This is a genomic window from Castellaniella hirudinis (assembly GCF_047468865.1).
In the GTDB taxonomy this organism is placed as follows: domain Bacteria; phylum Pseudomonadota; class Gammaproteobacteria; order Burkholderiales; family Burkholderiaceae_B; genus Castellaniella; species Castellaniella hirudinis_A.
In genome coordinates this window covers 304,016-325,818 of record NZ_JBLGTV010000002.1, presented here as the reverse complement: position 1 = coordinate 325,818, position 21,803 = coordinate 304,016, and the positions used below count along the sequence as shown (strand labels likewise).

Sequence of the window (21,803 nt, the reverse complement as noted above, 5' to 3'; positions counted from 1 at the left end):
CCGCCCCGTCCGCCGCCGCGTGGGCTACACGGCGCGTCGGCTCGCTCAGGGCACTAGTGTCCTGTTTGGCTAATTCAAATACTCATCTTCGGTGCCTGGGCTCGCCATACTGCGTTGCAAATCCTCGCGATAGCACCGGCTATCGCTGCGGTTTGCGCCTTGTCTGACAAGCCCATGCATCCGAATCTGAATACACGAACTAACCAAACAGGACACTAGGCGTGCCGCACCCCTTCGATCCGCCCCAGCGGTGCGTCGGCCTCGACAAAAGCGCCCGCCGCCACCGCCTGGCGCAGCACGCCCGCGATGGGCGCCAGCACCTGCGCTTCCATCTTCATCGCTTCCATCACAGCCAGCACCTGCCCCTCCTCGACCGTCGCGCCCGCCTGAACCCGCCAGGACAGCAGCGTGCCGGCGATCGGCGCCGTCACCGTGCCGGGAGCGGCCTGGGACACGATATCCGAGGGACGGTCATCGACGTCGGAGGCCATGCCGCCCGTCACGACGCCAATCGCCGGCGCCACGCCCAGCATGTCCGCCGGCAGCCCCAGAGACACGCGGCGGCCATCGATTTCGACGAAGGTGCGCCGCAGCGGCGCACCTGCCTGCACCGGGGGCCTGGGCGCGTCGGCCAGATCGACGGCGAACTCCGTTTCGATCCAGCGTGTATGCACGCCAAAGCCTTGCTGGCCAATGAAATCGGCCTGGTCAACCACGGCGCGGTGAAAGGGCAGGACAGACGCGACGCCTTCGATCTCGAATTCCCGCAGTGCGCGGCGCGCGCGGGCCAGGGCCTGTTCCCGCGTCGCGCCGCTCACGATCAGCTTGGCCAGCAGGGAATCGAATACGCCCGGCACCCGCGAACCGGACACCACGCCGCTGTCGATGCGCACGCCCGGCCCCGAAGGCGGCGCGAAAAGCGCGACGAGTCCCGGCGTCGGCAGATAACCGCGCCCCGGATCTTCGGCATTGATGCGGAACTCCAAGCTGTGCCCACGCGGCGCGGGCGTGGACTCGATCGACAGCGGCAGGCCATCGGCGATGCGCAATTGCTCCACCACCAGATCCAGACCGGCGGTTTCTTCGGTCACGGGATGCTCGACCTGCAGGCGGGTATTGACCTCCAGGAAGGAAATGCGGCCATCACGCGCCAGCAGGAACTCGACCGTCCCCGCGCCGACGTAGCCGGCCCGGGCGCAGATATCGCGCGCGGCCTGGTGGATGCGGGCGCGCTGCTCGTTTGAAAGGAAAGGGGCGGGGGCTTCTTCGACCAGCTTCTGGTTGCGCCGCTGCAGCGAGCAATCGCGGTCACCCAGCACCACCACCCGCCCGTGGGCATCGGCGATCACCTGTGCCTCGATATGGCGCGGCCGATCGAGAAACTGCTCGATGAAGCACTCTCCCCGGCCGAAGGCCGCCGTGGCTTCGCGCACGGCGGATTCATACAGTTCGGCCACCTCGTCCAGCCGCCAGGCCACCTTCAGGCCGCGCCCGCCGCCGCCAAACGCCGCCTTGATGGCGATGGGCAGGCCGTGCGCCTCGGCGAAGGCCAGGGCTTCGATGCCGCTGGCGACCGGCCCCTCCGTGCCCGCCACCAGCGGCGCGCCCACGGCCTGGGCGATCCGCCGCGCGGCCACCTTGTCGCCGAGCGCCTCGATGGCTTCGGGCGGGGGGCCGATCCAGGCCAGGCCGGCTTCGATCACGGCGCGCGCGAATTCCGCCCGCTCGGACAAAAACCCGTAGCCCGGATGAACGGCGTCGGCCCCGGAGCGCTTGGCGACGGCCAGCAGCTTGTCGATGTTCAAGTAGGTTTCGGCGGGCCGGCGGCCCGCCAACGCCCAGGCCTCGTCGGCCTGGCGCACATGCAGCGCATCGGCGTCGTCGTCGGCGTACACGGCAATCGAGCGCACGCCATAATCGGCGCAGGCGCGCGCGATGCGCACGGCGATCTCGCCCCGGTTGGCGATCAAGACTTTACGGATCATGGCAAGATTTCCTTGAAGGGCCCGGTGGGCCGGAAGCGCAGGCGGGCGCCCACGGGAATTTGGGCGGCGCGATCCAGGTCGCGGCCGACGACCGCGCCAATCACCGGGTAGCCGCCAGTCAGCGGATGGTCGGCCAGGAACAGGACTGGCTGGCCGCTGGCCGGCACCTGGATGGCGCCGGCCACAGTGCCCTCGCTGGGCAGCTCGCCCTGGCGGCTGCGCGTCAGTGGCTCGGGCCCGGTCAGACGCATGCCGACCCGATCCGATTGGGGCGTGACCGTCCACTCCTGCTGGGCGAGCAGGTCGAGCGCCGCCGGGGAAAACCAGTCCGAACGCGGCCCCAGGACGATATCCAAAACAACGAGCGCGCCTCTCCGGGGCGGAGGCGGCGGTGCAGCGGCATCGGCCAGGACGGCGCTGGGGCGCACGCCGCCCGGGGCCGTGCCCACCCGCAACCGGTCGCCTGAACGCAGCGGTGCCGGCCCGATGCCCGCCAGCGTGTCGGTGGCGCAGCTGCCCAGCACGGGCGCCACGTCCCAGCCGCCCCTCACGGCCACGTAGCAGCGCACGCCGGCGCCCGGGGCACCGATCCGCAGTTCGTCGCCATCGTCGAGCGCCAGCGGCTGGCCCGAAGCGGCGGGAAGACGGACACCTCCCGCCGTCGTCAGATGGATCTGCGCCTGGGCGCCGGTGATGGCCACAACGGCCCGTCCTCGGCACGCCAGGCGCAGTCCGCCCAGGGCGTTTTCCAGCACGGGCGCATCAGCCGGATTGCCGACGATCCGGTTGGCGGCGCGCAACGCGCCCCGATCCAGCGCCCCGGACAGCGACACGCCCATGCCGGTCAAGCCGGGGCGGCCCAGATCCTGCACCAGGGTTTGCGTCCCGGCGGACAGCACTTCAAAGCAAGCCGACGGCGCGGCAGCGGCCGCAGGCCCCATGGACGCGGCCTTGACCGCGCCGTCGGCCGGCGGGCAGGCGTTTTCGCCAGGCAGACTATAAGCGGCACCGGCAGCTTCCAGGTCGCGGAAACGCACGCGAAAACCGGGTCGCACCAACGCTGGTTCGACCCGCTCCATGTCCCACATCCGCCAGGGCGTCACGCCCAGCAATTGCCAGCCGCCGGGGCTGTCGGAGGGATACACGGCGCTGAAGTCCCCCGCCACGGCCACGGATCCCGCAGGAACGCGCACACGCGGCGCGGCCCGCCGGGGGATGCCGTGGAAACAGGGATCGCCGCCCGCCAGGTAAACGAAGCCCGGCGCGAAGCCCGCGAAAGCCGCCAGGTAGTCGCTGCCGGTGTGGCGCTCGATCAACTCGGCGCGCGTCAGCCCGAGCAGCGCGGCGACCTCGTCCAGATCCTCGCCCTCATAGCGCACGGGGATCTCTACCAGCCGCGCATCGGAAGCGGCGAGCGGCGCGCCCGATGCGTCATCAGAGACAGCCGTCAAGGCGGCCGCAGTCCGCCGCAGCCAGTCGGCCACATCCCTCGCCGACAGCGCGGACGGGCGAAACAGCACCAGCAGCGTGCGCGCGGCGGGCACGACATCCTCCACACCGGCCGGCCGCCGGCCGAGCGCCTGGAACAAGGCCAGCGTTTCGTCCAGGGAGCGGAGTTCCGCCAGCACGGCGCCATCGCCGGCGGGCAGGCAGCGCGGCATGATCATGAAAGCCGCTCCCCGGCAAACGGCGCCAGGGTCACGCCAGCCGCCTCCAACCGCCGCCGCACCGCGCGCGCCATGGCCACAGCCCCCGGGCTGTCGCCGTGCACGCAGATGGAATCGGCCCGCAGGCGCACGCGGCTGCCATCGATGGCGGTGATTTCGCCCGTGCGAACCAGGTCGAGCATGCGCTCGGCGACCTGGTCGGGGTCGTGCAGCACGGCGCCGGCCTCGCGGCGCGACACCAGCGCGCCGTCCGGCGCATAGGCCCGATCCGCGAAAGCTTCGGCCACGACGCGCAGACCGCGGGCCTGCGCCCAGTCCAACAAGGGCGAGCCGGCGAGCCCCATCAGAACCAGGCCGGGGTCGAGCGCCAGCAGCGCGGCGATGACGTCCGACGCCTGGCGTTCGTCGCGCGCAATGGTGTTGTACAAAGCGCCATGCGGCTTGACGTAGGTCACGCGGGCACCCGCCGCCGCGGCCAGGCCCCGCAGGGCGCCGATCTGGTAGATCACGTCCGCCACCAGTTCGCGGCTGGAAGGATCCATGTTGCGTCGGCCAAAGCCCGCCAGATCGGGATAGGCCACGTGCGCCCCGATCGCCACGCCGCGCGCGGCCGCCGCGCGCAGGGTGTCCAGCATACCGGCCGGATCCCCGGCATGAAAACCGCAAGCCACGTTGGCGCTGGTGACGATGTCCAGCATGGCGGCGTCATCGCCCATGCGCCAGGCGCCAAAGCTTTCACCCAGATCGCTGTTCAAATCCATGTGCGTTCCTTATCATTGCAAAATACGCCGCAGATCGTTGAACGATCCTGGCTGAATTTTCGGGGCTTCTCATGCATACTCGCCATTATCCCAATCCCAGCGCCACGCTGAGTCTGACCGACACGGTGGCGGAAACCATTCGCCAGCAGCTCATCCACGGCCAGCTTCGGGCCGGGCAGCGTCTGTCCGAGGCAGGCCTGAGCGAGCAGCTGGAAGTTTCGCGCAACACCTTGCGCGAAGCCTTCCGAATCCTGTCCAAAGAGGGGCTGCTGCGCCACGAGCCCAATCGCGGGGTCTCGGTGGTGGTGCCCTCTATCGCCGACATCATCGACATCTACCGGGTTCGCCGCCTGATCGAATGCCAGGCACTGGCGCAGGCCTGGCCGCGCCATCCCGCCCACAAACGCATGGAACAGGCCATGGAACAGGCCCGCCGCATGCGCGACGCCGGCGATTGGCTCGAAGTCGGGTCGGCCAACATGATGTTCCATGCCGCCATCGTGGCGCTGGCCGACAGTGTGCGCCTGTCGGCGATGTTCGCCGACATCTCCGCCGAACTGCGGCTGGCCTTCGGCCTGCTGGACGATCCCGAATATCTGCATGCGCCCTTCGTCGACCTGAACAGCCGCCTGCTGGAATTGTTCGACCTGGGCGACACGGCAACGGCGGCGCGCAACCTGGAAAGCTACCTGATCCAATCCGAACGCATGGTGCTGTCCGTGTATTCCGCCCACGTCGACTGACGGCTCATCGCACCGTACCCCCCGGCGCCGCCCTTGCAGGCGGGCGCTTCGGCCTTTTTGTGGATTTCTCGTCATTATTGTTCAACAATTAAAAATATAAAATGAACGACTAGAGAATAAATCAACTACAAAACCAACATTATTGTTGAAAACCCTAATCGACTGCCGATTATGGATGCTCTATCTTTGTCACACGCCATTGCCAATGGCCGGTGTCTGAGACCGCACCGTCGCCGGCCTGCCGGGCAATGTTCCACGATCGTTTTCCAGGAGTCCTCCATGAAGCGCCGTACTCTCTTTGCCACCGCCCTGATCGCCGGCCTCGGCCTCTCCTTCCAGTCGCAGGCCGCCACACAGTGGGATCTCGCCTCGGCCTACCCCGCCTTCAATTTCCATTCGAAAAATCTCGCCCAGTTTTCCAAGGATGTCGATCAGGCGACCCAAGGGGATCTGAAGATCACCGTCCACTCGGGCGCATCCCTGTTCAAGATGCCCGAAATCAAGCGCGCCGTGCAGGGCAACCAGGCCCAGGCGGGCGAATTCTTCATGGTCAGCTTCCAGAATGAATGGCCGGTGTTCGGCCTGGACGGTCTGCCCTTCCTGGTCAGCAACTACGACGAAGCCTGGAAGCTGTACCAGGCCCAGCGCCCGCTGCTGGAAAAGAAGCTGGATCAGCAAGGCATGGTGCTGCTGTATGCCGTGGCCTGGCCGCCGCAGGGCATCTACACCAACAAGCCAATCCAGTCGGCCGCAGATCTCAAAGGCCTGAAATGGCGCGTGTACAGCCCGACCACGGCGCGCATCGGCGAATTGATCGACGCACAACCGGTCACGGTTCAAGAAGCCGAACTGTCCCAAGCGCTGGCCACGGGCGTGGTCGACGGCCTGATCACCTCCAGCGCCACCGGGGCGGACAACAAGCTCTACGAAAACCTGAAGCACTACACCAACGTCCAGGCCTGGATTCCCAAGAACGCCGTGGTCGCCAACAAGCGCGCCTTCGAGTCATTGAGCCCGGCCACCCAGGAAGCCGTCCGTCAGGCGGCCGCCGCCGCAGAAAAACGCGGCTGGGAAGAATCCCGCAAGGTCGACGAGGACTCCATCGCCAAGCTCAAGGAAAACGGCATGCAGGTCGACGAACCCACCCCCCAACTCAAGTCCGAACTGGTCGAAATCGGCCAGACCGTCATCCGTGAATGGCTGAATACCGCCGGCGCCGAAGGCAAGGAAGTCCTGGACGCCTCGGGCCGGATGCGCGCCCTCGGCCAGGGGGCGAACGCCCGCATGATCCAGCAAGCCACGACCGCCAACTGATCCCCCGGAGCCCGCCATGCGCAAATTCCTCGATGGCCTATACACCGGCAGCGGCTGGATCGCCGGCCTGGGCATGATCGGCGTGCTGCTGATGGTCAGTTATTCCATCGCAGGCCGCCTGGCCGGCTTTCCCGTGGGCGGCATCGATTCCTACGCCGGCTACCTGATGGCCGGCGCGGGATTCATGGCCCTGGCCAGCACCTTGAAAAAGGGCGAACACATCCGCGTCACCCTGGTGCTGGGCATGCTCAAGGGCGCCAAGCGGCGGGTGCTGGAACTCATCGCCCTGGCCATCGCCGTGCTGCTGTCCAGTTTCCTGGCCCTGTATTCGGCCCGCCTGGTCTGGCAGTCCTGGGATTTCCAGGACATCTCCACCGGCATCGACGCCACGCCCCTGTGGATCCCGCAGATCTCCATGGCGCTCGGCACCCTGATCTTCTTCATCGCCTTCCTCGACGAGTTCTGCCTGGAGCTCCTCGGAAAGCGCGTTTCGGCCCAGACTGGCGAGGAACCGCATCATGAGTGAAATCACCGTCGGCATCATTCTGATCGTCGTCTTGCTGACCCTGTTGAGCGGCGGCGTCTGGGTCGGCCTGACCCTCGCGGGCGTGGCCTGGTTCGGCATGGAACTGTTCTCCAGCCGGCCGGCCGGCGACGCCATGGCCATGACCATCTGGAGCAGCGCCAGCAGCTGGACACTGACCGCCCTGCCGCTGTTCATCTGGATGGGCGAAATCCTCTACCGCACCAACTTGTCGGAAAACCTGTTCCGCGGCCTGGCGCCCTGGGTCAACCGTCTGCCCGGCCGCCTGCTGCACACCAACGTGCTGGGCTGCACGATCTTCGCCTCGGTCTGCGGTTCCTCGGCCGCCACCTGCGTCACAGTGGGCCGCATGAACCTGCCCGAACTGCGCAAACGGGGCTACCCCGACGCGCAGATCATCGGCTCGCTGGGCGGCCCCGCCACCCTGGGCCTGCTGATCCCGCCGTCGATCATCCTGATCGTCTACGGCGTGGCGGCCGAAACCTCGATCGCCAAGCTCTTTATCGCCGGCGTTGTGCCCGGCGTGCTGCTGGCGCTGCTGTTCGGCGGCTGGATCGCCGGCTGGGCGCTGCTGCATCCCGACCGCGTGCCGGAATCAGCGGAAGGCCACCTGCCCCTGCGCGACAAGCTGCGTGAATCGCACCAGCTGATTCCCGTTGTGCTGCTGATCCTGGGCGTGGTCGCCAGCATCTATACGGGCATCGCCACAGCCACCGAATCCGCCGCTATCGGCGTGATCGGCGCCTTCCTGCTGTCGGCCTGGCAAAAGTCCCTGAACTGGCAGTCGTTCCGCGATTCCCTGCTGGGGGCGACACGCCTGTACTGCATGATCGCCCTGATCCTGTCGGGTGCCGCCTTCATGACGCTGTCCATGGGCTACATCGGCCTGCCCCGCCAGTTGGCCGAGTTCGTCGGCGGTCTCAATCTGTCGCCCGGCATGCTGCTCGTCGTCCTCGGCATCTTCTACATCGTGCTGGGCTGCTTCCTGGACGGTATTTCCACCATCGTCCTGACCATGGGCGTGGTGCTGCCCATCATCCAGGCGGCCGGTATCGACCCGATCTGGTTCGGCATCTTCCTGGTCATCACCGTGGAAACCGCCCAGATCACACCGCCGGTGGGGTTCAACCTGTTCGTGCTGCAAAGCATGACCGGCAAAGAGATCACCTACCTGGCCCGGGTCTGCGCTCCCTATTTCGGCCTGATGATGCTCATGCTTTTCATCCTGTGGTATTTCCCCGAACTGGCCACCTGGCTGCCCGGCCATATGTAGCGCAACCGGCCCCGTCGAGAACCCGCGCGCGGCGGGCTCCCGACCGCCGGGGCCAGGACGATGCGGCGCGCATCGGCGGAAAATACGGCACACCTCAACCGCCGGCGCCGATCTCCTCATGGTGCCCCGCCTCTCCCTGTTTCCAGTACGAGGCAATCCGCATGCGGCGGGGATCGGCGCCTGGCTTGGCGAGCAACTGCTTGCGCAGCGCGGCCATGGCACGGTTCTCGCCGGCGGCCCAGATGAAGCCAGCGCCCTGCGGAATTTCCAGCGCGTCGGCCGCCTCGGCCAGCGAATCCACCCATTGCAGATCCAGATCCGCAGCGCTGCGCCAAGCGCGCCGGTCGGCCGGGTCGCTCAATTGCACCCGCACCACGGCGCGTGTCCCCGCAGGCAGTTCCGCCAGGCGGCGCTCGATCGCCGGCACAGCTGTCTCGTCGCCCAGCAGCCAATGCCATTGCAGATCGGCGGGCAGCAGCATGCTGCCGCGCGGGCCGGCCAGCCCCAGCCATTGGCCGATCGGGGCGCCAAGCGCCCAGTCGGCCGCCGGCCCCGTGCCGTGAATCGCAAAATCCATCAGCAGCGTCTGGCCAGCCGGATCGAAACACAGCGGCGTGTAGTCCCGCATGACGGGGCGCGGCGCCTCGACGTGCGGCCGGCCATCGACCATGGTGGGGAGATTGGGCTTTTCCAGTCCCGCCTGCGGCAGGATGAGTTTGACGTGATCGTCGAAACCCGCGCTAACAAAATCATGCAATTCCGGGCCGCCCAGCGTCAGGCGGACGAAACCCGGGCTGACGGACTCGCGCGCGAGCAATTGCACATGCCGGGCGCGGAACGGATGGCGCACGCGCTGGATGAGGTTCTTTTCTTTCGTAGACATATCTCTGTGTTCGTTGTTAAAGTCTACTATTATTGTTCTTTTAAGTTGACTTAGTCAACTATATGGATTTGCCATGAACCCATCACAGTCCATCGAGGTCTTCGACCGGCTGCACGAATTGCTGCACCGGTTCCGCGCATGCATGCGCAAAGCCATGGAAACCGTGCATCCAGATCTGACCTTGAACGAAATGCGCATCCTGATGCACGCGGGCCGACAGCCGGGCCTCACGCAAAGAGACCTGGTGGAACACAGCCACGCCGACAAGGCCCAGATGGCGCGCCTTCTGGCCCATCTTGAGGCACACGGCTGGCTGACGCGCAGCGCCAGCGAAAGCGACAAGCGTGTGCGCTGCCTGCGCCTGAGCGCGCAGGGCGAAGCGCTTTTCGCGCAACTGCGCAGACGCCAGGAATCCGTGGCGGCCGACCTGCTGCGGGACTGTCCGCCGTCAGCGCAGACGCAGCTGCTGACGCTGCTGCGGCAGGCGTGCGACAGTGCCGAAAACCAAACCTGAATCCGCGTCATCAGCCTGCGCAAGGCCAACCAACGAGAGGTACGCCGCCATGAACAAAACGCCTGAAGCGCCCGTCAAGGTGCAAGTCACCATCCGCTTTGATCCAGACGTTCTGGAAGGCTTGCGGACCACCGGCAAAGGATGGCAGACCCGCGCAAACGACGTCCTGCGCGAATGGCTGCGGGCGCATCGGGTTTGACCGCTCACATCCCAACAAACTCTGGCAATACAGCCTGGCCGATGCGTAGCTGACTCGGCCCGCTTGCATGCCCATTTGCCGATCTGTGCACAAGTCCCAAAAAGCGTCGTCGCACCAGTCTTTCGCGCCGCCCATGGGACTGGGCGGCCAGAGACCTGTGGGGATGTCCTGGCCGAACCGATCGAAATCCTCCCACCCAATGTACTAACAATTAATTCTTGCCTACATGATTTATTGTTAATACAATCAATTCATGCTTACCGTCATCGAAACCCCTATATTTCAGCATTACGCGAACGCCGTTTGGGGTGATGGTGAGCGCGAAGCATTCATCGACTGGATTGCACAGAATCCCGAGGCGGGGGATGTCATCCCTGGCGCCACTCCTCTGCGCAAAGTCCGATGGAGCCGCGCAGGCACCGGCAAGCGTGGCGGCGTGCGGGTCATTTACTACACGACGCTGGCCGACGGAACGGTCAGCCTGTTGATTGTGTATCCCAAATCGACCACTGATAATCTTTCACCAGCATTCCTAAAGGAACTGCGCAAACTTGTGGGGTGACACCATGCCCAATACCAACGAACTGAGCCAATTTGAACGCGATCTGCTGGAGTCTGTCCGGCAGGCCAAAAGCGGCGAGCATACCCGTGTACACACGCCCGAAGCAATCCAGGCCCGCCGTCGTGGCCGGCCAGCGGGCTCCACAGCCACTGTACACAAGATTCCTACGACCATCCGCCTTGATCCCGACGTTCTGGAAGGCTTGCGGGCCACCGGCAAAGGCTGGCAGACCAGGGCGAATGACGCGCTGCGCGAGTGGCTACAGGTGCATCGCCGTCCATAGGAAGGCTTGCTATGCTGCCTTGCTGTCCAAAAAAGCGCCTCTAGGGGCGCTTTGTGGTTTGGGGCTGGGCGGGCATCAAAGAAAAAGGCGATACCGAAGGATCGTCCTCATTCCCACCTCCGTTCCTTCAGCGCCACGCAGCCCTTGTCTGTTTGATAACATATTTGTTATTATTCTTCCATGCCCTACACCATCCACTACTACAGCGAGACCGTGCAGGCTGACATCATGGCGCTGCCCGATACCCTGCAAGCACGGTACATCAGTCTCGCCGACCGGATGGAGGCACACGGCCCAAACCTGGGCGAGCCGCACACCAAGCCATTTGGCAGCGGCCTGTTTGAGTTACGTCTGAAAGGGGCGGAAGGAATTGCCCGGGTTTTCTATTGCACGCTGGTCGGCCGGCGAATCGTGATGCTGCATAGCTTCATCAAGAAGACCGACAAGACGCCGCCCGCAGAGCGTCGTACTGCGGAAAACCGACTGAAAGAGGTTAAAAATGCTCACTCATGAACAACTGAAGGCACAAATGCTGAACAAGCCCGCCGTGCGCGCCGAGTATGAGCGAATCGAGCGGAACGAAATGCCTATGCTTGACCTCATCCTCAAGGCCCGATCCGAAGCCGGGCTGACTCAAGCACAGGTTGCCGAACGCATGGGAACAAAAGCTCCCGCTGTCGCCCGACTGGAAAACTCGCTGATTACTGGCAAGCACTCTCCATCGGTCGCCACATTGCAAAAATACGCCGCCGCGCTGGGCAAGAAGCTGGAAGTGCGGCTGGTGTGAAGCTCAGGTGCTTTTGGGCTGGATGGTCGAGTCGAGAAACTCAGCGCTTGCGCCACCAATACACAGCCACACCAACGATCAGCGCAATCCCCAAGTACCCCAGCAGCGGATACACCGTCCCCACCAGCGTCGTGAAGCCGGCAAAACTGAGCCCCAGCCCCACGAAGGTGGATACAATGCTGATCACCCGGAATTTCGGCGTCGCCGGCTCGGCAAAGCGCGCGCTGAAGGCAAAAAACATCCCCACCGCCGTGCTGTAGATCATGCAGCACAACGACACCATCATCAGCCAACCCAGCCAGGGGTTCAGCGTCTTGGCCAGCAGCACCGTCGGCATCTCCGCCCCCTGAATCTGATCCAACGTAGAAAACAGCCCAATGTTCAGCAGCAGGATCAGCACCCCCAGGCCCACACCGCCCAGGATGCCGCCCCGGGTGGTATTGCGCAGATTGTTGCTGCTACCCGACAAAACCGCCAACAAAGGAAAGCCCACCGCGATGTTGAACGAGGCATACAGCAGGCCGCCCATGAACCAGTTGGGCGCCGCCCGGTCGGTCTGGGCCAGCGCCAGCGTGTTCAATTCTTCGATGCTCGTATCACTACGCAACAGGGCATAGATCACCAGCACAATCACCAGGGCCAGCAGCAAAGGGGTCACCGAGCTGATCAAATCCACGATGCGCTGCACATGCAGGCACAGCGTCAGCGACACCAGCACGGTCATGAACAGCCCGCCCGCCAGAAGGGGCAGGCCGAAGTGCTCGCGAAACAGCGAGCCCGTCCCCGCCAGCATGGCCACGCCGACCCCGAATAAAAAGAAAATCAGCGCCAAATCGATGATGGAGCCTGCGCGTTCGCCGAAAATGGCCTTGAGCACCACCTTGTGCGAATGCGCCTGCAATTGCGTGCCGATGCGCGCCACCTGCATCCCCAAGAACGCAAAAAGCAGCCCGGCCACCAGAGTGCCCGCCACCCCCCACAGGCCAAAATTCGTGAAAAACTGCAGGACTTCCTGCCCCGAGGCGAACCCGCCGCCAATAATCACGCTCATGTAGGCCGAAGCCAACTGCAGCACCTGTCTGTTCATAACGCTCTCCGCAGGCCGCCGACACCCCGGCGACAAACCTGACACCATGTTGAATGCAAAATACGCGCGCATTGTGCCTATTTTTCCGACATTTGGCACTTGCAAAAAACCCATAAATATGTTCGACTTACACATTATGAACATACTCAACGCACTTGTCCCGTCCAGCCCGCAGTCGCCTGCGGCCGGGTTCGTGCGTCTGCCAGGGGCCGCGCCGCACGGCGCGCCTGCGCGTCTTTCCATTGCCTCGTCGGGCCTGCTACACCTACCGATCGGTTGCCGGGCCTAGCGCCGCGTGGCAGTTCGGCAGCCTATTGCAAGCCACAGTTTCGCCATCCCGCGATCCCCTTTAGTCCGCGATCCGGACTTCGCCCAAGACAGGTATCCTCATGATCAAGAACCCCGCTTCCAAATACACTCCGTTCGTCCCGTTCGCCCAGGATTACAACCAACGCACCTGGCCCAGCCGGCGCATCGCCACGCCACCCATCTGGATGAGCACCGACCTGCGCGATGGCAACCAAGCCCTGATCGAACCCATGAGCGTGGATCGCAAGCTGCGATTCTTCGATCAACTGGTCAAAATCGGCTTCAAGGAAATCGAAGTCGGCTTTCCTTCCGCATCCCAGACCGACTACGACTTTGTCCGCAAGCTGATCGACGAAAACCGCATCCCGGATGACGTCACCATCATCGGCCTGACCCAGGCGCGCGACGACCTGATCCCCCGCACCGTGCAGGCGCTGGCCGGGGCCAAACACGCCATCGTCCATATGTACAACGCGTGTGCGCCCGCTTTCCGCAAAATCGTCTTCAACATGAGCCGCGACGAAGTGCGCAACGTGGCCGTCGAGGGCACCAAGATCGTCAAGGCCGAAATCGCCAAGCACCCGGAAACCCACTGGCGCTACGAATACTCGCCGGAAGTCTACAGCACGACCGAACCCGATTTCGCCCTGGAAGTCTGCAATGCCGTGGTCGATACCTGGCAGCCCACGGTCGAAGACAAGATCATTCTCAACCTGCCGGCCACCATCGAGGCCACCACGCCCAACCTGTACGCCGACCAGATCGAATGGATGCACCACAACCTGGCGCAGCGTGAAAAAATCGTCCTCAGCGTGCACCCGCACAACGACCGGGGCACCGCCGTGGCCGCCGCCGAATTCGCCGTCATGGCCGGGGCCGACCGCATCGAAGGCTGCCTGTTCGGCAATGGCGAACGCACCGGCAACGTCGATCTGGTCACTCTGGCGCTCAATCTGTACACGCAGGGCATCCATCCGGGGCTGGATTTCTCCGACATCGACGAAGTGCGCCGCTGCGTGGAAGACTGCAACCAGTTGCCCATCCATCCGCGCCACCCCTATGCGGGCGACCTGGTCTTCACGGCCTTTTCCGGTTCGCACCAGGACGCCATCAAAAAAGGCTTCGCCATCCAGAAACCGGACGCCGTCTGGGAAGTCCCCTACCTGCCCATCGACCCTGCCGATCTGGGCCGCAGCTACGACGCCGTCATCCGCGTCAACAGCCAGTCGGGCAAAGGCGGGGTGGCCTACCTGCTGGAACAAGAACACGGTCTGGTGTTGCCGCGCCGCCTGCAGATTGAATTCAGCCGCGCCATCCAGCGCGTCACCGACGAAACCGGCAGCGAAGTCACGCCCCAGGCGGTATACGACATCTTCGCCCGCGAATATCTGGAACGCGACACGCCTTGGCAGCTGGTGCGCCACCGCATCACCGGCAGCCCCAAGACCACCGGCCAGAAACAGTTCATGATCGAAGTCGAAATCCAGGCCGACGGCCAGACCCGCAACCTGTCCGGCCAGGGCGACGGCGCGATTTCCGCCTTTGTCGACGCCCTGGGCATCGAAGCCCGCATCATGGACTACCAGGAACACGCCATCGGCACCGGCACAGACACCCGCGCGGCATCCTATGTGGAAATCCGCATCGGCGACGAAGCCGGCGGCTATGGGGTAGGCATCCACGAAGACATCGTGACGTCGTCCTTCCTGGCCATCCTCAGCGCCGTCAACCGCCACGCCGCCAGCGGCAAGGCGCTGCCCATCCGCAGCTCGGTGGCCGCCTGAGCCAAAAGCCGGGCCGCAGCCGTGGTGACGCGGTTGCGGCCTCAGTACGCCACGGCCAAGCCGGGCAAATCCACAGTGACCCGCGAGGCTTCCAGCGCCCGCACGGCCTGCGCGGCGAATTCGTCGGCCAGGCCGGGCTGCGCCTGGAAGGCCGGATACCCCAGCGTATCGGCCACCCCCAGGATTTTGTCCAGCAGCAAGACCTTGCCGCTGACGCGCAGGGGTTCGCAGCCCAGGGATTCCCAGCGCTGATCGAACCACTGCCGCGCCGCCGCCGCCAAGGCTTTGTCCGGCGGCGCGTCGACGGCGATTTCCAGGGATCGGTGCGCATTGAAGATGATCGTGACGTGTGATTGCATGCTGGATTCCTGAAAGAAAAAACGGGGCCAACCCCCCATTTCAAAAAGCGGGGGTTTGGCCCCATGTTCTGCATTACCAGATGGGCGCCGGCCCCCAGGTGACGTCTTCGCCTTTTTCACGCGAGAGGCGCAGCATGGCCAACAGGGGCCAGGCGCGGCGGCGCATGCCGACGTGCTGGTCGATGGGGTGTTCGGCCGCGTCGTCGTGCTGGGTGGAATCATCCCGGCTGTGGTCGGCGGCGATCAGGGATTCGATCCCCGCAATGGCCGCATCCAGCTGATCGCGGGTGATGACCCCGCGCTCGGGGAGTTCGGGCGTGTCGAACTGCTTGCCCGCCGCCAACAGAACGGGCAGCGCATGCTGGCCAAACATCAGGACTTCGGCGGCCGATTTGGACTGGAACAAAATGAGCATGGTGGGTTTCCCGCAGTGGACATAAACATACACTAACCGAAGTTCGGCCCTCTGCCAAGCAGGACAATCGCCTGTCCAGACAGGAGTCCGCCATGCACAAAACCCTGGTTTTCCTCTTGGCCTGCGGCCTGCTCGGCAGCGCATGGGCCAACCCGATTCCCCACCACCAGGCCGCGCTGACCTGCTCCGCCCCGGGCGACCACGCAGCCACGCCGCCCTGCGGCGCCCGCGCCAGCCTGGGCCCCAGTCCCGAGCCCGGCCCGGACACCGGCATCAGCAACCCCATCCATGCCGTCAGCGGAGAAAAATTCCTGCGCGACATCGACCTGCCGGAAGCAATCCAAGGCGACCGACCCGCCTTTGTCCGCCTGTACCGTTCGGGCGACCGGCGCAGCGGCCCGCTGGGCGTGGGCTGGACGCTGGAATACGACATCATCCTGCGGCCCACGGCGACGGGCTACACGCTGCACCTGGCCGATGGCCGCACCCTGGACTATGGCCCGGACGGCCGCGCCAGGCGCTACCTGGACGGCCAAATCGTGCGCGCCGGCGACGACCCGCCCCGCCCCCGGGCTGGCGAGATGCCCCCAGCCCAGCCCGCCAGCCCGCGCCGGGACGCCTCATGGCGCTGGCAAGGGCCCGATGGCCGTCAATTGGATTTCGACGCCCAGGGCCGGCTCTCGGCCGTCCGCACCCCCGGCCGCCCCGTCATCCACATCGAACGCAACGCCGCAGGCCCGTTCCAGGGCCTGATCCGGCAAATCCGGCAAGACGGCCGGCATCTGCGCCTGCGCTATGCCCGGCAAGGCGGCCAGCCCCTGCTGCAAGCGCTGCACACTCCCCTGGGGACATTCCGCTATACCTACCGGCCGACGCCGCCGGCCCCGGGCCGGGATCGCCCCGGCACCTGGCAACTGATCCGCGTGGAACGCCCCGACGGCATGCGGCGGCACTACCAGCGGGATGCCGTCTACCAGGCGGGACACATCCACGCCATTACCGGCATTCGCTTGAGCCATCCAAGCGGGGCCGATTGGCAAGCGCGCAGCTGGACGTATGATCCGCAAGGCCGGGTCATCGAGGCCCGTCCGGGCACACGGTCGCCAGACACGCCACTGCTGTCCCTGGCGTATCGGGACTCAGGCGTCCAGCTGCACCAGGGCCGTGAAGAACAGGTGCGGGAAAACCACCTGTGGCAAGCTGCCACCCAAGCCGACGGCCTGCAAATCTGGCGCTACCCGGATGGGCGCATCGGCCGGCTGCGCGACCCCGGCGGCGGCTGGCCGGGCCTGGTGCTGGACTATGCCCCCGGCGGCGAACGCCGCCGTTGGACGGACGCGCTCACCGGCTCGACCCGGGTGCTGCGCGATCCGCAAGGGCGGCTGAACGGCCTGGCCTACGCCAATGGCGACCGGTTGGACATCCAACTGGACACCACGGGCCGCCCGGTATCACTGACGCACCACCAGCCGGGTCAAGCGGCGCTTCCCGTGCGCATCCAGTGGCGCGGACGCCGCCCCGGACGCCTGACGCATCCGGCGGAAACGGAATTCATGGACTGGAACGATCAAGGACGCCTGCAAAGCCGCCACGTGCGCCGGCCCTTGCCGGAAGGCGGTGTTCTGCAATACCGGGAGCACTTCACCTATGACACCACGGGCCGCCTGCTGCGGCACGGCCTGCCCGAAGGGGGCGCGCTGCACTACCGCTGGCAGCCCGGCGGGGTTTTGCGCAGCATCCACTGGGAAGACCCGCAGGGCACGCGGCATCCCGTCATCGAGCACGTGGCCGGCTTGGCCGGATACCGCTACGGCAATGGCCTGCACCTGCAAACCCGCCGGGCCGATGGCCGCGCCGACACGCTGGTGCTGAGTCGCGCCGGGCAGCCGTTATGGGGGGAACACCGGCGCTACGACCCGCAAGGCCGCATCGCGCAACGCCTGCTGCTGGCCGCCGACGGACAGCCCGTCAACCTGGCGCTGGCCCACGACGCCCAGGGCCGGCTGGCGGGCCTGGCCGACGGGCGGCACACCCGCTGGCTGGCCTGGGCCGCCGACGGCAGTCTGGCCGGCCAGCGGCGGCGCCCCCTCGCGCGGCCCACTAGCCAGCCCGATAGCCCGAGCGGGCAGCCATCCGCCGCAAACCGCCCACCCTCGGAGGCGGGCGCCCTGCCCGCGCTGCGACGCGACCCGGGGGGCTTGCCGCTGGCCATCGGCACCCGGCGCCTGCACTACCAGGCCCTACGCCGCCTGAGCGCCGTCTTCGATGGCCCGCGAGAACTGGCCCGCTACACCCATAATGCCCGGGGCCAGCAAATCCGCCAACAGAACCGCAGCCACACCATCGAGCGTTATTACCTGGACAACCGCCTGGTGGGCCGCTGGGTGCGCCCCCGGGCCGCGCCGTCCGCCGCCAGCGTGGCCGCCCACCCGTCATTCGGCATCAGCGAACGCTACATCTATGCGCAGGACGCGCCGGTGGCGCGCCTGCGCTACGACCCGTCCGGCGCGCCCCAGCTGGATTTCATCCACAGCGATTTGATGGGCGCCCCGGTGCGGGTCACAGATGCCCGGGGCGGGGTGCGCTGGACGGCCGAATACGACGCTTTCGGCCGCCTGGTCGCGCAAACCGGCGACCTGCCGGTGGTCTTGCGCCTGCCCGGCCAGGATGAAGACCCCGCCACCGGCTGGCACGACAATGTGTTTCGCACCTACCTGCCGCAGCGCGGCCATTACCTGGAGCCCGACCCGCTGGGCCCCCTGCCCGGCCAACAGGCCCTGGGCTATGCCGCCCAGCGCCCCCTGCTGCGCACCGACCCGCTGGGCTTGATCCTGCTGGCCTTCGACGGCACCCGATATGGCCGGGCCAACGAGAGCAATGTCTGGAAGCTGGCCCAGGTCTACGGCGACGGCGAGCGCTTCTACCACGCGGGGCCCGGCAACAACCTGTATATGGACTGGGATGCCGTCACTGCCGCCAGCAGCGGCCAGATTCTGCGCAACCACTGGCAGTCCCTGATGAATGCGCTGCAGCGCGCCCAAGGGGCCGCCGACCCCGTGCCGATCGACATCCTGGGATATTCACGCGGGGCCGCGCTGGCGCGGGATTTCGCCAACCGGATCGCGCAGCACACCCGCGACGGCTGGTTTTCCTACGACGACCCGCTGCGGGGCGCCATCGGCCTGTGCGTCGATCTGCGGTTCCTGGGCCTGTTCGACACCGTGGCCCAATTCGGCCTGCTGGGGGCGGCCAACGCAGGCTACGACCTGAACATCAGCGATGCCTGGAGCCGGGTGGCGCATGCCGTGGCCACCCATGAAATGCGCAGCCTGTTCCCGCTGGTGACGGCCCGCGGAGCGGCCAACACGATCGAAGCCCCGTTCATCGGGGCGCACGCCGACATCGGCGGCGGCAGCCTGCTGGACGACAGCGGGCAGGCGCAGCCCCGGGGAGACTTATCCGACGTGGCCCTGAACTGGATGGCTTGGCAGGCCATGGCGGCCCAGGTTCCCATGGGCCCGCTGGCCGCGGCGGATCGACAGGTCACCCACCCGCTGCTGCACGATGAAAGAATCCCCGCCCTGCGGCTGCTGGACGCCGACCGCGACCTGCAAGACGCCCAAACCCGGTCGCTGGGGCCGCAGGGGGCCGATGCCCGGCTGGGCGCCGGCCAACGGGCGCTGTTCGAGACCTTCATCCAGCGCCTCGGCCATTGGGAACTCAATGCAGGCAGCGTGGTGGGCCGGGTGGACATGACCGGCTACGACGCCTGGCTGGCCACGCAGAGGGATGGGGATTAGGGGGCTTTGCGCCGGCCCCCGGGCCGGCCCGCAAGCAGCCGCGCCCCGCCGCCGAACGGGCGGGGCCCACGAACCATCGGCAGGCGCTCACCCACGAAGCCAGCCAAATCAGGCTATCATTTCAGGTATCCCTCGCGGCCCCGGCCGCCGTCATCGCTCATCATTTCGTCATGCTGCCACAGCACACCACTACCCTTGTCTCCCTTCTGCAATCCGCCCTGGACACACTGCTGCCCGGGCACACGCTGGACATCACACTAGAACGCCCCAAAGTCGCCGCCCACGGCGATGTGGCCTGCAACGTCGCCATGCAGACGGCCCGCAGCGCCCGCCGCAACCCACGCGAACTGGCCCAGGCCATCGTGGACGCCGTGCTGGCCCAGCCCGCCGCGGCCGGCCTGATCGCCCAGGCCGAAGTGGCCGGGCCGGGTTTCATCAATTTTCGCCTGACCACCGCCGCCCACCAGGCCGTGCTGGATGCCATCGCCACGCAGGGCGGCCGATACGGCCACCGCGCCCCCGGCACCGACCGCATCCTGGTCGAATTCGTCTCGGCCAACCCCACCGGGCCGCTGCACGTCGGCCACGCCCGCCAGGCCGCCCTGGGGGACACCATCTGCCGCCTGTTCGCCACCCAGGGGGCGCAGGTGTCACGCGAGTTCTACTACAACGACGCGGGCAACCAAATCCATAACCTGGCCGTCAGCGTGCAGGCCCGGGGCCGGGGCATCCCGCCCGACAGCCCCGATTTCCCGGCCGACGGCTACAAGGGCGACTACATCGCCGACATCGCCCAGGACTACCTGGCGCGCGCCACCGTGCAGGCCAGCGACGGCGACCCCATCCAGGCCAGCGGCGATCTGGACGACCTGGACGCCATCCGCCGCTTCGCCGTGACCTCCCTGCGCCGCGAACAAGACCTGGATTTGCAAGCCTTCGACCTGCGCTTCGACAACTACTATCTGGAAAGCTCGCTGTACACCAGCGGACGGGTGGATCGCACCGTCCAGGCCCTGATCGACGCGGGCCACACCTACGAACAGGGCGGCGCCCTGTGGCTGCGCACCACCGAACTGGGCACGGGCGACGACAAAGACCGCGTGATGCGCAAGTCCGAAGGCGGCTACACCTATTTTGTGCCCGACGTGGCCTACCATGTCGACAAATGGGAACGCGGCTACCGCCAGGCCATCAATATCCAGGGCACCGACCACCACGGCACCATCGCCCGGGTGCGGGCCGGCCTGCAGGGCCTGGGGCTGGGCATCCCGGCGGATTATCCCGCCTATGTGCTGCACAAGATGGTGCGCGTGATGCGCGACGGGGCCGAAGTCAAGATCTCCAAGCGCGCCGGCAGCTACGTCACCCTGCGCGATCTCATCGACTGGGTGGGACGCGACGCGGTGCGCTTTTTCCTGGCGCAGCGCCGGGCGGATTCCGAATTCGTCTTCGATATCGACCTGGCCCTGTCGCACAGCGAAGAAAACCCGGTGTACTACATCCAATACGCGCACGCCCGCATCCACTCGCTGCTGCGCCAGCACGACAGCGCCGGGCAGGCGCAGGCCGCCAGCCCGGCGCTGCTGACCGCCGCCACCGAAATCACGCTGCTGCGGCGTCTGGCCGAATACCCCGGCATCCTGACCCAGGCGGCCCACGAACTCGCCCCGCACCAACTGGCCTTCTGGCTGCGCGACTGCGCGGCCGACTTCCACGCCTGGTACAACGCCGAACGCATCCTGGTGGACGACCCCGCCCTGATGGCGGCGCGCCTGCGCCTGGCGCAGGCCACCGCCCAGGTCATCGCCAACGGGCTGGGCCTGCTGGGGGTCAGCGCCCCCGAACGGATGTAAACCGCATGGCCACCCGCAAGAAAAAATCCGGCGGCAGCTGGTTTAGCCTGGTGCTGGGCATGGTGTTGGGCGTGGCCGCCGCCGTGGCGGTGGCGCTGTTCGTCACCCAGGCGCCCATGCCCTTCAAGGACAAGGCCAGCCGCACCGATCCCAGCACCTTGCTGCCGGACGTCCAGAACGCGCCCGACCCCAATATCGCCCTGTACGGCGCGGATGGCCCGGCGGGCACGCGCACGCCCGCCCAAGGCGGCAGCGGCATCACCCCGCCCGGGGCCGCCCCGGATCCCACACCGGGGCCGGCGGACGCCATCAGCCAGATCATCGCGGGGTTGGATCAGCCCGGTCAGGCGGCCGCCCCGGCCGCCGCCGCGCCGCCCAAACCGCTGGTGATCCCGCCGCCCGCGCCGCCGCCCCCGCCGCCCGCCAATCGGCCGGCCGCCAACACGCAAACCACCTATTACCTGCAAACCGGCGCGTTCCGTTCAGCCACCGAGGCCCAGTCCATGCTGGCCCGCGTCGTGCTGCTGGGCCTGCCGGTGCGCATCGAGACCGGCGAATCCAACGGCGCCCCCATCAACCGGGTGCGGGTCGGCCCCTTCAAGGGGATCGACGACATGAATCGCGCCCGCACGAAACTGGGCGACGACAAGATAGAATCGACCGTGGTGCGCAACTGATGCC

The 21,803-nt window shown here is 66.4% G+C and carries 21 protein-coding genes; 14 read left to right on the top strand and 7 right to left on the bottom strand.

Annotated features, from left to right (window positions below):
* Nucleotides 1-215 precede the first annotated feature (215 nt).
* From ACMHYJ_RS05080 to ACMHYJ_RS05070, 3 genes are read right to left on the bottom strand one after another with little or no spacing between them, the layout of a single operon-like run.
* Nucleotides 216-1,982 carry an acetyl/propionyl/methylcrotonyl-CoA carboxylase subunit alpha gene (locus tag ACMHYJ_RS05080; RefSeq protein WP_414245203.1) on the bottom strand — a complete coding sequence of 589 codons (1,767 nt, stop codon included), beginning with the start codon at nucleotides 1,980-1,982 and terminating at the stop codon, nucleotides 216-218.
* Nucleotides 1,982-3,652, bottom strand: a complete 1,671-nt coding sequence (locus ACMHYJ_RS05075) for a 5-oxoprolinase/urea amidolyase family protein (protein ID WP_414245117.1) — start codon at nucleotides 3,650-3,652, stop codon at nucleotides 1,982-1,984. Before ACMHYJ_RS05075 ends, ACMHYJ_RS05080 begins: the two co-directional genes overlap by 1 nt.
* Entirely contained in the window at nucleotides 3,649-4,413 is a 765-nt protein-coding gene (locus ACMHYJ_RS05070; RefSeq protein WP_414245116.1) for a LamB/YcsF family protein, read from the bottom strand. The genes ACMHYJ_RS05075 and ACMHYJ_RS05070 overlap by 4 nt, the downstream gene beginning before the upstream one ends.
* Before the next feature lie 71 nt (nucleotides 4,414-4,484).
* Here ACMHYJ_RS05070 and ACMHYJ_RS05065 point away from each other — a divergent pair, with 71 nt between their 5' ends.
* The 4 genes from ACMHYJ_RS05065 to ACMHYJ_RS05050 all read left to right on the top strand — a co-directional run bounded on the left by ACMHYJ_RS05065 (nucleotide 4,485) and on the right by ACMHYJ_RS05050 (nucleotide 8,287).
* The gene (locus tag ACMHYJ_RS05065) at nucleotides 4,485-5,156 is read left to right on the top strand and encodes a GntR family transcriptional regulator (RefSeq protein WP_414245115.1); all 672 of its coding nucleotides are present in this window, start codon (nucleotides 4,485-4,487) and stop codon (nucleotides 5,154-5,156) included.
* Between the two features lie 279 nt (nucleotides 5,157-5,435).
* On the top strand, nucleotides 5,436-6,470 hold the full coding sequence (locus ACMHYJ_RS05060) for a TRAP transporter substrate-binding protein (RefSeq protein WP_414245114.1): 1,035 nt from the start codon (nucleotides 5,436-5,438) through the stop codon (nucleotides 6,468-6,470).
* 16 nt (nucleotides 6,471-6,486) lie between these two features.
* The gene (locus ACMHYJ_RS05055; RefSeq protein ID WP_414245113.1) at nucleotides 6,487-6,996 is read left to right on the top strand and encodes a TRAP transporter small permease; all 510 of its coding nucleotides are present in this window, start codon (nucleotides 6,487-6,489) and stop codon (nucleotides 6,994-6,996) included.
* Complete coding sequence (locus tag ACMHYJ_RS05050) at nucleotides 6,989-8,287, top strand: TRAP transporter large permease (RefSeq protein WP_414245112.1); 1,299 nt, start codon at nucleotides 6,989-6,991, stop codon at nucleotides 8,285-8,287. Before ACMHYJ_RS05055 ends, ACMHYJ_RS05050 begins: the two co-directional genes overlap by 8 nt.
* A 94-nt stretch (nucleotides 8,288-8,381) precedes the next feature.
* On the opposite strand, the gene ACMHYJ_RS05045 is transcribed toward ACMHYJ_RS05050, so the two are convergent.
* Nucleotides 8,382-9,170: a siderophore-interacting protein gene (locus tag ACMHYJ_RS05045; RefSeq protein ID WP_414245111.1), complete on the bottom strand. Its 789-nt coding sequence runs from the start codon at nucleotides 9,168-9,170 to the stop codon at nucleotides 8,382-8,384.
* Nucleotides 9,171-9,243: 73 nt separating this feature from the next.
* On the opposite strand from ACMHYJ_RS05045, the gene ACMHYJ_RS05040 reads away from it, so the two are divergent.
* From ACMHYJ_RS05040 to ACMHYJ_RS05015, 6 genes are all read left to right on the top strand, one after another.
* On the top strand, nucleotides 9,244-9,684 hold the full coding sequence (locus ACMHYJ_RS05040; protein ID WP_414245110.1) for a MarR family winged helix-turn-helix transcriptional regulator: 441 nt from the start codon (nucleotides 9,244-9,246) through the stop codon (nucleotides 9,682-9,684).
* The gene (locus ACMHYJ_RS05035; protein WP_414245109.1) at nucleotides 9,665-9,883 is read left to right on the top strand and encodes a BrnA antitoxin family protein; all 219 of its coding nucleotides are present in this window, start codon (nucleotides 9,665-9,667) and stop codon (nucleotides 9,881-9,883) included. Before ACMHYJ_RS05040 ends, ACMHYJ_RS05035 begins: the two co-directional genes overlap by 20 nt.
* A 253-nt stretch (nucleotides 9,884-10,136) precedes the next feature.
* Nucleotides 10,137-10,445 carry a transcriptional regulator gene (locus tag ACMHYJ_RS05030; protein ID WP_414245108.1) on the top strand — a complete coding sequence of 103 codons (309 nt, stop codon included), beginning with the start codon at nucleotides 10,137-10,139 and terminating at the stop codon, nucleotides 10,443-10,445.
* A 4-nt stretch (nucleotides 10,446-10,449) separates the two neighbouring features.
* Nucleotides 10,450-10,728, top strand: coding sequence for a BrnA antitoxin family protein (locus ACMHYJ_RS05025; RefSeq protein ID WP_414245107.1), 279 nt, complete (start codon nucleotides 10,450-10,452; stop codon nucleotides 10,726-10,728).
* 180 nt (nucleotides 10,729-10,908) lie between these two features.
* Nucleotides 10,909-11,241 (top strand): type II toxin-antitoxin system RelE/ParE family toxin, encoded by a 333-nt coding sequence (locus ACMHYJ_RS05020; RefSeq protein WP_414245106.1) that lies wholly within the window; start codon nucleotides 10,909-10,911, stop codon nucleotides 11,239-11,241.
* A complete protein-coding gene (locus tag ACMHYJ_RS05015; protein ID WP_414245105.1) occupies nucleotides 11,228-11,515 on the top strand; it encodes a helix-turn-helix domain-containing protein in 288 nt (95 codons plus the stop codon). Before ACMHYJ_RS05020 ends, ACMHYJ_RS05015 begins: the two co-directional genes overlap by 14 nt.
* 40 nt (nucleotides 11,516-11,555) lie before the next feature.
* Here the strand turns inward: ACMHYJ_RS05015 and ACMHYJ_RS05010 are convergent, their stop codons facing one another.
* Nucleotides 11,556-12,602: a hypothetical protein gene (locus ACMHYJ_RS05010; RefSeq protein WP_414245104.1), complete on the bottom strand. Its 1,047-nt coding sequence runs from the start codon at nucleotides 12,600-12,602 to the stop codon at nucleotides 11,556-11,558.
* Nucleotides 12,603-12,991: 389 nt separating this feature from the next.
* On the opposite strand from ACMHYJ_RS05010, the gene leuA reads away from it, so the two are divergent.
* On the top strand, nucleotides 12,992-14,695 hold the full coding sequence (leuA, locus tag ACMHYJ_RS05005) for a 2-isopropylmalate synthase (RefSeq protein WP_414245103.1): 1,704 nt from the start codon (nucleotides 12,992-12,994) through the stop codon (nucleotides 14,693-14,695).
* A gap of 41 nt (nucleotides 14,696-14,736) precedes the next feature.
* On the opposite strand, the gene ACMHYJ_RS05000 is transcribed toward leuA, so the two are convergent.
* Nucleotides 14,737-15,054, bottom strand: coding sequence for a hypothetical protein (locus tag ACMHYJ_RS05000; RefSeq protein ID WP_414245102.1), 318 nt, complete (start codon nucleotides 15,052-15,054; stop codon nucleotides 14,737-14,739).
* 73 nt (nucleotides 15,055-15,127) lie between these two features.
* Entirely contained in the window at nucleotides 15,128-15,469 is a 342-nt protein-coding gene (locus tag ACMHYJ_RS04995) for a DUF1840 domain-containing protein (RefSeq protein ID WP_414245101.1), read from the bottom strand.
* 92 nt (nucleotides 15,470-15,561) lie between these two features.
* Here ACMHYJ_RS04995 and ACMHYJ_RS04990 point away from each other — a divergent pair, with 92 nt between their 5' ends.
* From ACMHYJ_RS04990 to ACMHYJ_RS04980, 3 genes are all read left to right on the top strand, one after another.
* Nucleotides 15,562-19,269 carry a phospholipase effector Tle1 domain-containing protein gene (locus ACMHYJ_RS04990; protein ID WP_414245100.1) on the top strand — a complete coding sequence of 1,236 codons (3,708 nt, stop codon included), beginning with the start codon at nucleotides 15,562-15,564 and terminating at the stop codon, nucleotides 19,267-19,269.
* A gap of 170 nt (nucleotides 19,270-19,439) precedes the next feature.
* Entirely contained in the window at nucleotides 19,440-21,122 is a 1,683-nt protein-coding gene (argS, locus tag ACMHYJ_RS04985; RefSeq protein ID WP_414245099.1) for an arginine--tRNA ligase, read from the top strand.
* A gap of 5 nt (nucleotides 21,123-21,127) precedes the next feature.
* A complete protein-coding gene (locus ACMHYJ_RS04980; protein ID WP_414245098.1) occupies nucleotides 21,128-21,799 on the top strand; it encodes an SPOR domain-containing protein in 672 nt (223 codons plus the stop codon).
* The last annotated feature ends 4 nt before the right edge of the window (nucleotides 21,800-21,803 follow it).

Bases quoted from the DNA above. Each gene is read 5' to 3' on its own strand.
- ACMHYJ_RS05075 (WP_414245117.1), bottom strand. From the start codon at position 3,652: ATGATCATGCCGCGCTGCCTGCCCGCCGGCGATGGCGCCGTGCTGGCG.
- ACMHYJ_RS05070 (WP_414245116.1), bottom strand. From the start codon at position 4,413: ATGGATTTGAACAGCGATCTGGGTGAAAGCTTTGGCGCCTGGCGCATG.
- ACMHYJ_RS05065 (WP_414245115.1), top strand. From the start codon at position 4,485: ATGCATACTCGCCATTATCCCAATCCCAGCGCCACGCTGAGTCTGACC.
- ACMHYJ_RS05060 (WP_414245114.1), top strand. From the start codon at position 5,436: ATGAAGCGCCGTACTCTCTTTGCCACCGCCCTGATCGCCGGCCTCGGC.
- ACMHYJ_RS05055 (WP_414245113.1), top strand. From the start codon at position 6,487: ATGCGCAAATTCCTCGATGGCCTATACACCGGCAGCGGCTGGATCGCC.
- ACMHYJ_RS05050 (WP_414245112.1), top strand. From the start codon at position 6,989: ATGAGTGAAATCACCGTCGGCATCATTCTGATCGTCGTCTTGCTGACC.
- ACMHYJ_RS05045 (WP_414245111.1), bottom strand. From the start codon at position 9,170: ATGTCTACGAAAGAAAAGAACCTCATCCAGCGCGTGCGCCATCCGTTC.
- ACMHYJ_RS05040 (WP_414245110.1), top strand. From the start codon at position 9,244: ATGAACCCATCACAGTCCATCGAGGTCTTCGACCGGCTGCACGAATTG.
- ACMHYJ_RS05030 (WP_414245108.1), top strand. From the start codon at position 10,137: ATGCTTACCGTCATCGAAACCCCTATATTTCAGCATTACGCGAACGCC.
- ACMHYJ_RS05025 (WP_414245107.1), top strand. From the start codon at position 10,450: ATGCCCAATACCAACGAACTGAGCCAATTTGAACGCGATCTGCTGGAG.
- ACMHYJ_RS05020 (WP_414245106.1), top strand. From the start codon at position 10,909: ATGCCCTACACCATCCACTACTACAGCGAGACCGTGCAGGCTGACATC.
- ACMHYJ_RS05015 (WP_414245105.1), top strand. From the start codon at position 11,228: ATGCTCACTCATGAACAACTGAAGGCACAAATGCTGAACAAGCCCGCC.
- ACMHYJ_RS05010 (WP_414245104.1), bottom strand. From the start codon at position 12,602: ATGAACAGACAGGTGCTGCAGTTGGCTTCGGCCTACATGAGCGTGATT.
- leuA (WP_414245103.1), top strand. From the start codon at position 12,992: ATGATCAAGAACCCCGCTTCCAAATACACTCCGTTCGTCCCGTTCGCC.
- ACMHYJ_RS05000 (WP_414245102.1), bottom strand. From the start codon at position 15,054: ATGCAATCACACGTCACGATCATCTTCAATGCGCACCGATCCCTGGAA.
- ACMHYJ_RS04995 (WP_414245101.1), bottom strand. From the start codon at position 15,469: ATGCTCATTTTGTTCCAGTCCAAATCGGCCGCCGAAGTCCTGATGTTT.
- ACMHYJ_RS04990 (WP_414245100.1), top strand. From the start codon at position 15,562: ATGCACAAAACCCTGGTTTTCCTCTTGGCCTGCGGCCTGCTCGGCAGC.
- argS (WP_414245099.1), top strand. From the start codon at position 19,440: ATGCTGCCACAGCACACCACTACCCTTGTCTCCCTTCTGCAATCCGCC.
- ACMHYJ_RS04980 (WP_414245098.1), top strand. From the start codon at position 21,128: ATGGCCACCCGCAAGAAAAAATCCGGCGGCAGCTGGTTTAGCCTGGTG.